At 71.3% G+C, this 13,018-nt stretch carries 12 protein-coding genes and 1 riboswitch; of the genes, 1 reads left to right on the top strand and 11 read right to left on the bottom strand.

Features of this window, described 5'->3' with window-relative positions:
- Positions 1-125: 125 nt before the first annotated feature.
- The 9 genes from ACWGSK_RS13640 to fmt form a co-directional block, all read right to left on the bottom strand.
- Positions 126-1,292: an XdhC family protein gene (locus ACWGSK_RS13640; RefSeq protein WP_358507532.1), complete on the bottom strand. Its 1,167-nt coding sequence runs from the start codon at positions 1,290-1,292 to the stop codon at positions 126-128.
- A gap of 185 nt (positions 1,293-1,477) precedes the next feature.
- The gene (locus tag ACWGSK_RS13635; protein WP_358507530.1) at positions 1,478-1,939 is read right to left on the bottom strand and encodes a PH domain-containing protein; all 462 of its coding nucleotides are present in this window, start codon (positions 1,937-1,939) and stop codon (positions 1,478-1,480) included.
- Between the two features lie 94 nt (positions 1,940-2,033).
- Positions 2,034-2,507, bottom strand: a complete 474-nt coding sequence (gene ribH, locus ACWGSK_RS13630; protein WP_358507528.1) for a 6,7-dimethyl-8-ribityllumazine synthase — start codon at positions 2,505-2,507, stop codon at positions 2,034-2,036.
- Positions 2,508-2,583: 76 nt separating this feature from the next.
- The gene (locus ACWGSK_RS13625) at positions 2,584-3,888 is read right to left on the bottom strand and encodes a bifunctional 3,4-dihydroxy-2-butanone-4-phosphate synthase/GTP cyclohydrolase II (RefSeq protein ID WP_452455940.1); all 1,305 of its coding nucleotides are present in this window, start codon (positions 3,886-3,888) and stop codon (positions 2,584-2,586) included.
- Between the two features lie 65 nt (positions 3,889-3,953).
- Entirely contained in the window at positions 3,954-4,592 is a 639-nt protein-coding gene (locus ACWGSK_RS13620; protein ID WP_358507524.1) for a riboflavin synthase, read from the bottom strand.
- A gap of 116 nt (positions 4,593-4,708) precedes the next feature.
- Positions 4,709-4,839: riboswitch (FMN riboswitch) on the bottom strand.
- Between the two features lie 67 nt (positions 4,840-4,906).
- Complete coding sequence (locus ACWGSK_RS13615) at positions 4,907-5,908, bottom strand: phosphatase PAP2 family protein (RefSeq protein WP_452455963.1); 1,002 nt, start codon at positions 5,906-5,908, stop codon at positions 4,907-4,909.
- Between the two features lie 282 nt (positions 5,909-6,190).
- Complete coding sequence (gene rpe, locus ACWGSK_RS13610) at positions 6,191-6,859, bottom strand: ribulose-phosphate 3-epimerase (protein WP_452455939.1); 669 nt, start codon at positions 6,857-6,859, stop codon at positions 6,191-6,193.
- A 136-nt stretch (positions 6,860-6,995) separates the two neighbouring features.
- Positions 6,996-8,459, bottom strand: coding sequence for an RsmB/NOP family class I SAM-dependent RNA methyltransferase (locus tag ACWGSK_RS13605; protein WP_358507520.1), 1,464 nt, complete (start codon positions 8,457-8,459; stop codon positions 6,996-6,998).
- A gap of 76 nt (positions 8,460-8,535) precedes the next feature.
- Positions 8,536-9,471 (bottom strand): methionyl-tRNA formyltransferase, encoded by a 936-nt coding sequence (gene fmt, locus ACWGSK_RS13600; protein WP_358507518.1) that lies wholly within the window; start codon positions 9,469-9,471, stop codon positions 8,536-8,538.
- 125 nt (positions 9,472-9,596) lie between these two features.
- On the opposite strand from fmt, the gene ACWGSK_RS13595 reads away from it, so the two are divergent.
- Positions 9,597-11,759 (top strand): primosomal protein N', encoded by a 2,163-nt coding sequence (locus ACWGSK_RS13595; RefSeq protein ID WP_452455938.1) that lies wholly within the window; start codon positions 9,597-9,599, stop codon positions 11,757-11,759.
- On the opposite strand, the gene ACWGSK_RS13590 is transcribed toward ACWGSK_RS13595, so the two are convergent.
- Positions 11,756-12,286 carry a DinB family protein gene (locus tag ACWGSK_RS13590; RefSeq protein ID WP_358507514.1) on the bottom strand — a complete coding sequence of 177 codons (531 nt, stop codon included), beginning with the start codon at positions 12,284-12,286 and terminating at the stop codon, positions 11,756-11,758. The two genes, ACWGSK_RS13595 and ACWGSK_RS13590, sit on opposite strands and share 4 nt — an antisense overlap.
- Positions 12,277-12,993: an SAM-dependent methyltransferase gene (locus tag ACWGSK_RS13585; protein ID WP_358507512.1), complete on the bottom strand. Its 717-nt coding sequence runs from the start codon at positions 12,991-12,993 to the stop codon at positions 12,277-12,279. Before ACWGSK_RS13585 ends, ACWGSK_RS13590 begins: the two co-directional genes overlap by 10 nt.
- Positions 12,994-13,018: the final 25 nt, after the last annotated feature.

The following is a 13,018-nucleotide window of genomic DNA, read 5'->3' as shown; positions in this document are numbered from 1 at the left end:
GACGCGATGATGCCACGCGTCGAAGCCGCGCATGGGGCGCCTTCAAGAGCCGGTGGAGGATTTTCGCTACCCCGCGTCGCGATCACCGCGCTGAGCTGCGCGTTCACCACCCGAGGCGTTTCGGTTCACCTTCGAGGGTGACCGAATCCGGCCGGAACCAGCGGGGGCACCGGGGTGTCCCGGTGGATGCGTCCGGTGGTCTCACGCAGTGCGCGCCCGCTGCCGCCCCACCGGCTCTGCACCAGTTCGGCCGCGATGGACACCGCGGTCTCCTCGGGTGTGCGCGCTCCCAGATCCAGCCCGATCGGCGAGTGCAACCGCTCCAGGGCCTCCTCTGGGACTCCGGCCTCGCGCAGTCGGTCCAACCGGTCCTCGTGGGTGCGGCGTGAACCCATCGCACCGATGTACCCGGCCTCGGTGCTCAACGCCCGCTTGAGCACCGGCACGTCGAACTTGGGGTCGTGGGTCAGGACACAGATCGCGGTGCGCCGGTCGATCTCCTCGGCGATCTCGTCCAGGAACACGTGCGGCCACTTGACCACCACCTCCTCGGCGGTGGGGAAACGCTTGGCGGTGGCGAAGACCGGCCGAGCGTCGCACACCGTCACCCGGTAGCCCAGGTAGGTACCCAGGTCGGCGACGGCCGCCGCGAAGTCGATCGCGCCGAACACCAGCATGCGAGGGGCCGGGGCGAACGACTGGACGAACACCTCCAGCTCGTCGCCGCGACGCTGCCCGTCCACGCCGTAGTGCAACAGGCCGGTGCTGCCCTGGGCGAGCATGCCGCGCACGTCGTCGTCCAAGGCGTCGGCCAGGCGCTCCCCTCCCGGGCCCAGGTCGCCCTCGGCGTTGTCGGGCCACACCACTCGGCGATGGCCCACCCTCCCGGGCCCCGAGGGATCGGACACGATGGTGGCCACCGCCACCGGCCGGTGCTCGTCGATGGCGGCCAACACGGCGCCCAGCTGCGGGTAGGTGTCCCTGCTGATCGCCTCCACGAACATGTGCAGGGTTCCGCCACAGGTCAGCCCCACGCTGAAGGCGTCGTCGTCGCTCACGCCGTAGGTGCGGCGCGCCGGGTCTCCGGTGCGGATGGCCTCCAGGGACTCCTCGTAGACGGCGCCCTCCACGCAGCCCCCGGACACGCTGCCCGTCACCTCACCCGAGGTGCTCACCAGCATGGCCGCCCCGGCGTCCCGGGGCGCGCTCTTGTAGGTGTCGATCACCGTGGCCATCGCGAACGTCTCACCTGAGGCGTACAGGTCGGACACGGTCGCTCGGATATCACGCACACGGCACCTCTTCCAGACTTCCTCCCGGCGGGTCGATCCCGAGATCCGCCGGACTCGGTACCAACCTATGTGCCCCACACAACACCGAAGAGCCCCCGTTCCTCCAGGAAACGAGGGCTCGATTCGGTTGCTTCTACGAAGAGGCCCGGTCACGGCGGTCGGCGACCGGTGATCGAGACCGGCGACTAGGCGGGCCGGTTCGGCTCGGCGGCCTCGCCCCGGCCCAGCATCGAACGGAACTCCTCCAGGTTGCGCCGGGACAGGTCACCATCGGCGCTCTGGATCCCCATCACCGGCAGCGAGGTGCCATCGGACAGGTCCACGCACGGCCAGGGCTCCCCCACCGGCATGCGGATGTCCAACACCTCGGGCCACGCCAGGTAGTGGGTGCGGATCCCGTTGATGACGACCACGTTGTCCTCGGTGGCGATCAGCCGCGGACGACCCAGCATGTGCAGCCCGGCGGCGATGACCAACCCCAGCCCGACGATCATGATCCGGTCCAGTGGTCGCCAGTCACCGGGCAGGACGATCGCGAGCACCAACATGGTCCCCACGATCAGCACACACATCCCGTAGGCGACCCAGCGCACCGCCCGGGGACGCCAGGTCCTCGGCAGCTCGGGCCGCTTCGACGCCTCGTCCACAGGTTGTTCCTTCGTCCGCACCGACTGCTCCATCCGTGACCACACGGTCCTGCTGGGATACGACTGCGGCGCGCGCCGACGAGGAGGGTGTGGTTCAGCGACGTAGCCCGCGCAGGGCCACCGCCGTGTCCAGGGCGGCCAACGCAGCCTCGGCGCCCTTGTTCTCGGCGCTTCCCGGCAGGCCGGCACGGTCACGCGCCTGTTCCAGGGTGTCACACGTGAGCACACCGTTGCCCACGGGGGTGGATTCGCGCAGGGCCACCTCCGTCAACCCGTGGGTGACCGATCGGCACACGTAGTCGAAGTGTGGGGTACCGCCGCGGATGACGGCGCCCAAGGCGATCACCGCGTCGTGCCTTCGGGCCAGTTCCTGTGCCACGACGGGGATCTCCACCGCACCGGCCACGTGGATCACCACCGGATCGGAGACGCCGGACTCCTTGACGACCTCCAGGGCGTTGGCGAGCATCGGCTCGATGATCGGGGCGTTCCACTTGGTGGCGACGATGCCCACCGAGAGCCCGTCGGCCTCGACCCGCTCTTGTTCGGGACGTCCTGTACCACTCATGACCGGCCTTTCCACGTGATGACGAACATGCGGTGGGCCCGCCCGACGGCGGGCCCGAACTGGGGGGTGGGGCCCGCTAGCGGGCGACGCCGGCCAGGTCGTGACCCATCCGGTCCCGCTTGGCCAGCAGGTAGGCGAGGTTGTCGTCGGTGACGAACGTGGGCATGGGAACCCGTTCGCTCACCCGCACCCCGTACTTCTCCAGTGCCTCGGCCTTGACGGGGTTGTTGCTCAACAACCGCACCGAGGACACCCCGAGGTCGGTGAGGATCTGTGTTCCCGCGCCGAACTCGCGCGCGTCGGCGGGCAGCCCCAGCCGCAGGTTCGCGTCGACGGTGTCCACGCCCTGGTCCTGGAGGCTGTAGGCGCGCAGCTTGTGCAGCAGGCCGATCCCGCGCCCCTCGTGTCCGCCCAGGTAGACCACGACACCGCGGCCCGCCTCGACGATCTCGGCCATGGCGGCGTCCAGTTGGGCGCCGCAGTCGCAGCGCCGCGAACCGAAGGCGTCCCCGGTCAGGCACTCCGAGTGCAGGCGGGCCAGGACGTCGACGCCGTCGGTGAGGTCACCGTGGACCAGGGCGACGTGCTCGGCGCCGTCTGTGGTGCCCTTGTAGCCGACCGCCCGCCACTCACCGTGCCGGTTCGGCACGCGGGTCTCCACCTGGCGTGTGACCAACGCGGGTGCGGCCTGCTCGGCGGTGAGGGTCTCCCCCAGGGCGATGCGGTGGGCGGCCAACTGCTCCACCGACACCAACTTCAGGCCGTGTTCGTCGGCGAACCGGCGCAGTCGCGGCAGACGGGCCATGGTGCCGTCGTCGTTGACCACCTCGGCCAGGACACCGGCGGGGCGCAGCCCGGCCAGGCGGGCGAAGTCGATGGAGGCCTCGGTGTGCCCGCGACGGGCCAGGACACCGCCCGGTCGAGCGCGCAGCGGCAGGACGTGGCCGGGGCGCACGAAGTCGGTGGCGGTGCTCTCGGCGGAGGCCAACAGCCGGACGGTACGCGCGCGATCGGCGGCGGAGATCCCGGTGGTCACGCCCTCTCGGGCGTCGACGGTGACCGTGTAGGCGGTGCGCAGGCTCTCCTCGTTGCGCGCGGTCATCAGCGGCAGGTCGAGGCGGTCCAGTTCCTCGCCCTCCATGGGCACGCACACCACGCCGGAGGTGTGGCGGATCATGAAGGCCAAGAGTTCGGGGGTGGCGAGTTCGGCGGCGAAGATGATGTCGCCCTCGTTCTCCCGGTCCTCGTCGTCCACGACCACGATGGCGCGTCCGGCGGCGAACTCGGTGATGGCGTCCTCAATCGGGTCGAGGACCACGGTGCCCGCGGAGTCCTGCGAGTCGGTGGTGTCGGCGGACGGGGTGGTGTCGGTGACGGTCATTCCCGCTCCCTGAAGGTACGTCGGTGCTGAGTGGTGGGTGGTGGGCGCTCTAGGGCGCGGGTGCCTCAGGTACGGGCGCTCTCGCGGGCGCGTGCGACGGCGGTGATGCGCTCCACGTACTTGGCGATGACGTCGACCTCGATGTTGACGACGGCGCCGACGGCCAGGCCGCCCAGGGTGGTGGCGGCCAGGGTGGCCGGAATGAGGCTGACCTCGAAGGACTCCTCCAGGGCTCCGGGCTCGCTGACCGCGGAGACCGTGAGGCTGGTGCCGTCCACGGTGATGGAGCCCTTCTCCACCACGTAGGGGGACAGCTCCGGGGCCAGGGCGAAGCGGAGCACGTCCCACTTGTCGCCCGGGTCTCGGGAGAGGAGGACCGCGGTGCCGTCCACGTGTCCCTGGACGATGTGCCCGCCCAGACGGCCGTCGCTGCGCGCGGCGCGCTCCAGGTTGACGGGTGATCCGGGGACGAGGGACCCCAGACTCGACCGGTCCAGCGACTCCTTCATGACGTCGGCGGTGAAGGTTCCCTCACCGAGCTCGACGACGGTCAGGCACACGCCGTTGACCGCGATGGAGTCGCCGTGCCCCGCGTCGGAGCTCGCCAGTGGCCCGCGCACGGTGAGCAGCACGGCCTCGCCGGAGGTTCCGGCCGGTTCGACGGAGATGACCTCGCCGAGTTCTTCCACGATTCCGGTGAACACGCCCTACGTCCCTTCGCCTGCTTCAGGCTCCGGGGAAAAGGGTGTGGGAACGGGTCCACGACGAGTCCGGGTCCGAGTGGGTACGCCGATGGTCGGCGACGCTCGAAACCGTCCCAACGCGTACTGCCTCCCATCCGGACTTTAACCGTCGGTACCGGAATTCCACCGGTTCAACCGGTCGATGGATTCGACCGGGTCGCGGACTATCACCGCCGGTTCGGATTTTCACCGACCCCGGAGCACGCGTTCGATAACTACAGCGATCCCGATCCTAACCCCTTGCCGCTCGGGACGCCTAGCCGCTGTGAGGGGTGTCACCCCTGGTCGATGCGCTCGGCCTCTTGCGCCTTGGTGGCGAGTCCACCGGCGACGAACATCCGCGGCGCGCCGTAGGTGGCCCAGAACGCCAGGACCGCGTAGACGACGAAGGAGAACAGGGCACCGATCGGCCCGCCCAGGTCGCCGAAGAGGACCTCGTCCAGGACCACGACGAGCACGACCACGGAGATACCGAGCGCGAACCGCGACACCCGCGCGGTGATGGTGCCCTCGGCGCTGTACCAGCCCCAGCGGTGGAGCAGGGTGAGCCCGAGCACGCCGCCGAGCAACCCCCCGGAGGCCGTGTACAGACCGGTCAGGGAGTGTCCGGCCGGGTCGGCGGGGGTTGCGCCGATCCACTCGGTGGCCGGCAGGACCCAGTCCCCGCGCACCCCGAACTGCCATGCCGCCCCCAGCGCGCACGGCACCAGGGTGATCAGCAGCAGATAGGAGACCCAACGCGTGGTGTCCAGCGAACTCCACCAGGTGAGCACGCGGTCCTCGTAGCGCAGTATCAGCCACAGGATGAGCGCGCCGATGGACAACCCGACCACGACATCGCTGAAGAAGTGGGCGCCCAGGTAGATCCGGGAGAACCCCACCAACGGGATGATCACCACGGCCGCCCACATCAGGGCGCGGCGGCCCGACCGGATCCCCAGGTAACCCCAGGCCACCATGGCGGCCTGGCTGTGCCCGGACGGCATTCCGAAGCTCCCGTGGTGGCTGTGGCCGGTGATCTGGGCGTCGAACCAGTAGGGGCGCGGCGTGTAGGACACCGACTTGAGCAGACCGTTGACGGCGCCCGAGGCGATGACCGCGACGAGCAGTCGAGCGCCCAGACCGGGGTTCACGCACCAGAAGACGGCGGCCATCAGCACGATGATCACGCCCTGGGATCCCAGGTGGGTGATCAACCCGAGTGGATACGAGAGCGGATCGCCGGCTCCCTGCAACCAGCGGATGGCGGCGCTCTCCGCCTCCCAGAGGGTGTCCATGGCCAGGTGTTGGGCTTGCACGCGTGCTCCACGGGGTCCGGCCTGGCAACGCGCTCACGCCGCGCCGCTCCCTGGGTCACAAGGTGGTGCGGGGGAAGACGGAGCCGCGACCAAGCGAAGGTTCTACGACTACCGCCGAAAGCCTAGGCGCCTTCGCGCCCCCTGGCCAGACCCGGTCCTCAAGGCGGGGCGGGATCCTGGGAAGGGAATGGGGCGGGGCGCGGCCGCACCGGGGTGGTGGGTGCGGGCGGCCGCGCCCCTTCGGAGATGGTCTCTTCGGTTCTAGTCCCGACCGCTCGCCTTGCGAGCCTGGGCCCGGAGGGACTCGACGGCGCTCGCGGGGTCCTGTGCCCCGTAGACGGCCGATCCGGCGACGAAGACGTCGGCTCCGGCCTCGGCGGCGCGTTCGATGGTCTCATCGGAGACCCCTCCGTCGACCTGTAGCCAGACGGAGGCCTCCCTGCTGTCCAGGATCTCACGAGCTCGGCGGATCTTGGGCAGAACCAGGTCAAGGAACTTCTGTCCGCCGAACCCTGGTTCGACGGTCATCAACAACAGCATATCCATCTCGCCGATGAGGTCCGCGTAGGGTTCGACCTGCTCGGCGGGGTTGAGGGCCAGTCCGGCGCGAGCGCCCCGCTTGCGGATCTCCCGCAGGGTGCGCACCGGCGCGCCGGCGGCCTTGGCGTGGATGGTGACGCTGCCGGCCCCGGCCTCGGCGTAGGCGGGCGCCCAGCGGTCGGGGTCCTCGATCATCAGGTGGCAGTCCAGTGGGGTGGGGGTCGCCTTGACCAGGGATTCCACGATGGGCAGACCCAGCGTCAGGTTGGGGACGAAGTGTCCGTCCATGACGTCGATGTGCAGCCAGTCCGCGGTCGGCACGGCGGCGGCTTCGTCCGCGAGGTGCGCGAAGTCCGCGTTCAGGATGCTGGGAGAGATCTGAATTGCCACGTCAGCAGTGTATAGGCCTTGTCCGGTGGTCGGCCCCCGAGACTGGAACACCGCCATACCTCCACCTTTACGAGGTAGATCCGAATATGCCCGTTTCGCCCGACACCGAGGGCGTCGGGCGAAACGACGGGTGACGCTATCCGACCTTGCGGCGCAGCAGGGCCAGGAACATGGCATCGGTGCCGTGGACGTGCGGCCAGAACTGCGCGTACCTTCCCTCCGGTCCGGCGGCCAGGCCGGGAACCTCGTCGAGATAGTCGGGGGCTCGCAACAGCTCCAGGTCGTCCCGCTCGGCGAGCACGCCCTGGACGATGGTGTCGGTCTCGTCCAGGTGGGGGGAGCACGTCACGTACGCCACCACCCCGCCCGGACGCACGGCCGACACGGCGTTGACGAGCAGCTCGCGCTGGAGCGGGGCCAACTCGGTCACGTTCTCCGGGCCCCGACGCCAACGCGACTCGGGACGGCGCCGAAGGGCCCCCAGACCGGTACACGGCACGTCCACCAGGACCCGGTCGAAGACACCCGGCCGCCAGGCGGGTCGAGTGCCGTCGGCGGCGATCGCGCGACCGGCGTCACGCGGGGCCCGGCGCACCGCGCCGGCCACCAGCCCGGCCCGGGTCGGCTGCATCTCGGAGGCGACCAGGCGGGCGTCGCGCTGCCCCGCCAGGGAGGCGAGCAGGCCCGCCTTGCCACCGGGGCCGGCGCACACGTCCAACCAACGGGCGTCGTCCCCGTGGACGTCGACCCGGGTCAGGGCCAACGCGACCAGCTGGCTGGCCTCGTCCTGGACGGCGGCCCGATTCTGGCGTACCTCCAGGATCGCGCCCGGGTCACCCTCCGGCAGGTAGGCGGCGAAGGGCGAGTAGCGGCCCGGCTCGGCGCCGTGCTCCTCCAGGTCGGCGACCTTGGACCGGCCCGGTTTGGCGACCAGGGTCACCTTGGGACGTTCGTTGTGCGCCTGGAGCAGCTCCTCGGTACGGGGCAGACCGGCGTCCTTGGCCCGCTCCCCCAGGGCCCGGGCCAGTTCCTTGACCACCCAGCGCGGGTGGCTGTGCACCACCGACAGGTATCCGCTCGGGTCTCGGTCGCGCTCGGGGGCCACGATCGGGAGCCAGGCGTCCAGGTCGCGAGCGCTCACCTTGCGCAGGATCGCGTTGACGAAACGGGAGCGGTGATGGCCCACCACCTTGCGGGCCAACTCCACCGACTCCCCCACCGCGGCGTGCGGCGGGATGTTGGTGGACAGCAACTGGTGGGAACCCATCCGCAGCAGCGGAAGCACCTCGACGTCCACCGAGGCCAAGGTGCGGTCCACACAGGTCTGCAGGATCGCGTCGTAGGTGCCCTGACGACGCAGGGTCCCGTAGGTGAGCTCGGTGGCCAGCGCGGCGTCGCGGCCGTGGATGCCACGCTCGTTCAGCAGGGCCGGCAACAACAGGTTCGCGTAGGCGTCGCGCTGCTCGACCGCGCGCAGCACGTCGTAGGCGACCCTGCGCGCGGGGTCGCGCGGCTGGGGCGGCCCGGACCGCTGACCGCCCTGGCGGGATCCACCGCCCCGGCTCGGACGACGGTTCTGGGAACGGGACTGCTCGCTCAACGTGTGCTCTGCCTCAACAAGCCGGGGACGTTTGTCGGCGAGCGACCGCGCCCACCGGCCTTGAGACTACGACAGGTCAGCGGCCCATCCGGTCGTCTTCGGTGGGACGCACCCCACGCGCCCAGTCCACCGCGGACATGGCCTTCTTGCCCTGGGGCTGGACCTCACCGAGTTCGACCGGGTGGGTGCTGGTGCCCGCCAGAACCCGCTTCTTGTCCACGAACAGGTGGCCGGGGTCCAGGTCGGGGCGGTCGGCGTCGGTGACGGGGCGGACCGGCCCCACCTTCAGACGAGTGCCGCGGAAGGTGGTCCAGGCGCCGGGGGCCGGGGTGCAGGCGCGGGCGACCCGGTCCAGACGCAGGGCCGTCCAGGTGAAGTCGAGTTCGGCGTCCAGGGGGGTGAGCTTGCCGGCGTAGGAGACGTCGGCGGCGGGCTGTTCGACGGGGACCAGGCCACCGGAGGCGATGCCGTCGATGGTGCGTGCCAGCAGACCGGCCCCGGACTCGGCCAGGCGGGCGAGGAGTGCGCCGCTGGTGTCGGTGGGACGCACGGTCTCGGCGACGGTGCCGAAGACCGGCCCGGCGTCGAGTTCCTTGACGATGCGGAACGTGGAGGCGCCGGTGACGTCGTCGCCGTGCAGGACGGCGTGCTGGACGGGGGCCGCGCCGCGCCAGACCGGCAGCAGGGAGAAGTGCAGGTTCACCCAGCCGTGCTCGGGGATGTCCAGGGCGGACTGGGGCAGCAGGGCGCCGTAGGCGACCACCGGGCAGCAGTCGGGGGCGATCTCGGTCAGCCGGGCCAGGAAGTCGGGGTCACCGGCCTTGGCGGGCTTGAGGACCTCGATGCCCTCGCTCTCGGCGAGCTCGGCGACCGGGCTGGCCGACACCTTGCGCCCGCGCCCGGAGCGGGCGTCGGGCCGGGTGACGACGGCCGCGACCTCGTGTTCGGAGTCGATCAGGGCCCGGAGTGAGGGCACCGCCACCTCGGGTGTACCGGCAAAGACCAGCTTCATGTTCGACCATTCCCCCTCGACTGCGACCACACGTCACTGTTCTACCGCACTCCCCACCGAGAACGCGCCTGTGTCGGGCTTCTCGGGTCCCTGGACCGTCGTGGTCATCTGATAGACCAAAGGTGATGACAGCGCAGCCCGACCAGCCCGAAGCGGCCCTCTTCGACCTGCCTGCGGGGGAGCCGAAGGAAACGGCGAAGGCCAGGGCCGCCTCCGCCAAGAGCCGTCCGCCCGCCAAGCGCAGGCCCGCCGACCGGCTCCCGATCGCGCGTGTCGTGGTGGACACCCCGCTGCCGCACCTGGACCGCTACTTCGACTACCGCGTACCGGCCGACATGGACGAGACGGCCGTGCCCGGCTGCCGGGTGAAGGTGCGCTTCAACGGCCGGTTGCTCGCCGGTTTCCTGGCGGAGCGGGTGGAGAGCTCGGAGTTCGCCGGACGCTTGGCCTACCTGGAGACGGTGGTCTCCCCCGAGCCGGTGCTCACCCCGGAGGTCCTCGCGCTGTCCCGAGCCGTCGCCGATCGGTACGCGGGCACCCTGAGCGACGTGCTGCGGCTGGCGGTGCCACCCCGGCACGCGCGGGTGGAGAAGGAGGCCGACCGGCGCGCGCGTGAGAGGGCACAAGACCTGGAAGGGGCCGAGGAGGACGGGCCCGTCGAGGCGCCGCCCGGCGAAGCCTCCGCCGTGCAGGAGACCGTGGAGGCCGCCGTACTGGAGGTCGACCCCGGCCCCTGGGACGCCTACACGGAGGGTCCGGCGTACGTGCGTGCGCTGCGCGAGGGACTCCCCGCGCGCGCCATCTGGAACGCCCTGCCCGGCACCGACTGGACCGACGCGATCGCGGTGGCCGCCGAAGCCGTCCTGGCCGCCGAGCGCGGCGGCGTGATCGTGCTCCCGGACGGTCGGAACGTGGCCCGGGTGGACGAGGCGCTCACCCGCCGGTTGGGCGAGGGACGGCACGTGGCGCTCACCGCCGACCTGGGGCCGGCCGAGCGATACCGACGCTGGTTGACGGTCCTGCGCGGCGAGATCCGGGTCGTGGTCGGAACCCGCGCCGCGGTCTTCGCCCCCGTGCGCGACCTGGGCCTGGTGGTGCTGTGGGACGACGGCGACGACGTGCACGTGGACCCGCACGCGCCCTACCCGCACTCGCGCACGGTACTGGCGATGCGCGCCCACAAGGCGGGCGCCGGTGCGCTCATCGGCGGGCACACCCGCACCACCGACGCCCAACTGTTGCTGGAATCGGGGTGGGCGCACCCGTTGATCGCCGACCGCGCGACGCTGCGTCGACGCGCCCCCCTGGTACGAGCGGCCGGGGACGACCGTGAACTGGCCCGGGACCAGGCGGCGCGTTCGGCGCGCATGCCCAGCGTGGCCCTGCGTTCGGCCCGGGAGGCCGCCCGGGTGGGGCCCGTGCTCTTCCAGGTGCCGCGCCGGGGATACCTCAACAGCCTGGCGTGCGCGGGCTGTCGCGAACCCGCTCGCTGTGACGGCTGTCGCGGCCCGCTCGCGGTCCGTGGGTCGCACGCCCTGCCCTCATGCGGCTGGTGCGGCCGGGTGGCCGGCCAGTGGGCCTGCCCCGAGTGCGGGGTGACCCGAATGCGCGCGGTGGTGGTGGGCGCCCGGCGTACCGCCGAGGAGCTGGGGAGGGCCTTCCCCGCGCTGGCCGTGCGCACCTCCGGACGTGAGGACGTGTTGCCCGAGGTTTCGAGCAAACCGGCCCTGGTGGTGGCGACCCCGGGGGCCGAACCCGTGGCCAAGGGCGGCGGTTACGCGGCGGCGGTGTTGTTGGACGGGTGGGCGCTCCTCAACCGGGCCGACCTGCGGGCCTCGGAGGAGACGCTGCGTCGGTGGCTGAACGCCGCCGCGCTGGTGCGCCCCGGCGGCACCGTGGTGGTGTCCGCCGAGGCCTCGCTGCCGTTGGTGCAGTCACTGGTGCGTTGGGACCCGGCCGGGTTCGCCGAACGCGAGCTGGCCGACCGTCGCGAGCTGGGTTTCCCGCCCGCGGTGTCGATGGCCTCCATCACCGGCGGCCCCGAGCACGTGCGCGAGCTGCTGGATCAGATCGCCCTGCCCACGGGTGTCGAGCTGTTGGGTCCGGTCCCGGTCGGGTCGGAGACGGCCGACGACGGGTCCCACGTGACCGAGCGCGCGCTGCTGCGAGTCCCGCGCAACGGGATCGGTGAGCTGGCGCGTGCGTTGAAGGCGGCGGCGGTGGCCCGCAGCGCCCGCCGCGACGAGCACCTCGCCCAGGTCCGCGTGGACCCCCTCCGCGTCATTTAGCGGGCACGGTACAGGTCCCGGAGGAGGGCCACCTCGGCTCCGTGGTGGATGAACTCCCGGTTCAGGTGCAGGACCAGCACCACCATCGGGAACTCCGACCACTGGGCGGCCTCGGCCCCGCCCACGGGTACGGCCAGGGCGTCGTCGTCGAGTCGTCCCACGTGTTCGGACCAGGTGAGGTAGGCGGTGCGCAGGCGTTGGCGCGCCTCGGCGGCGGTGGAGGGCCAGTCGATGGTGTCACGGCTCGCGGTGCGGTCGCCGAAGTGCCAGTTGATCCGGGTCTCCAGCACGTCCACGATGATGTGGCCCAGCCGCCAGGCGATCGTGGTGACCGGTGGTGGGACGGGTTCGGGGTAGGCGCCATCGGGCGCGTGTCGGCCGTCCTCGCGCCGACGTACCGTCCAGCAGTCCGGCACCGGTTCCCAGTAGAACTCCTCGTCGGTGAGCCCCTCCAGGCGTGGCCACAACGAGAAATCCCAGTAGAACTGCATCTGGGCGAGGATCTCGCCGTTCCAGTTCACCGCCATCGGGTCGTTCCCCCTCCTCGTCTCGACGCGCGGCCCAATCCTGCCAGAACTCCGCTGCCCTGGGCGGCGACGTCCTCGTCGGGGTAGGGCCACCAGGTGAGGTCGGCCACGCCGGGTTCGAGGGGGAGGAAGGGGCCGAAGGCGCGTTCGACGTCGGCTCGGGGCGCCGTGGAGGTGAGGGCCAGGTAGCCGCCGCCGCGCATGAGTCGGTGCAGGGTGTCCAGGCCCGTGGGCGGGGAGTCGGCTCCGAAGGTGCGGGTCATCAATACGGCGATGGGCTCGTCGAGATCGACGAGCCCACCGGCGTGAAGGCGGCGCAGGAGCGTTTCGGAGCACACGCCGTCGCCGGACGGCACGGCGGAGTCGTCCGGGGAGGCCAGGATCCCCGCGGCGCCCTCGGGGGCGATGTGCACGATGGTGGCGTCGGGGTCGGCGCCGTGCACGCGTTCGGCGGTTCCCTGGACGGGACTGCCCCAATCGACGAACTGGCGGATGCCCGCGTCGACGCTCAGGTAGTCGACGACCCGACCGAGGAAGGCCTGGTGCAAACGGACGTGTTCGGCCAGGGCCGGGTCGTGGGGGACATGGGCGCGGCTACTGTCGCCGAGGTCGACCACGCGTGGTCCCCGCCCGGGCTTTCGAAAGGATGTCCTCCGTCGGAACACGGCCGTGAGGGGGCCTGCCTCAGGTCCTCGGACGTCCGTCACGTTCACGCTCCCCCAGCCGGTTCGC

Source organism: Nocardiopsis sp. NPDC055551, assembly GCF_053619415.1.
This window is presented reverse-complemented; position numbering and strand designations above follow the sequence as displayed.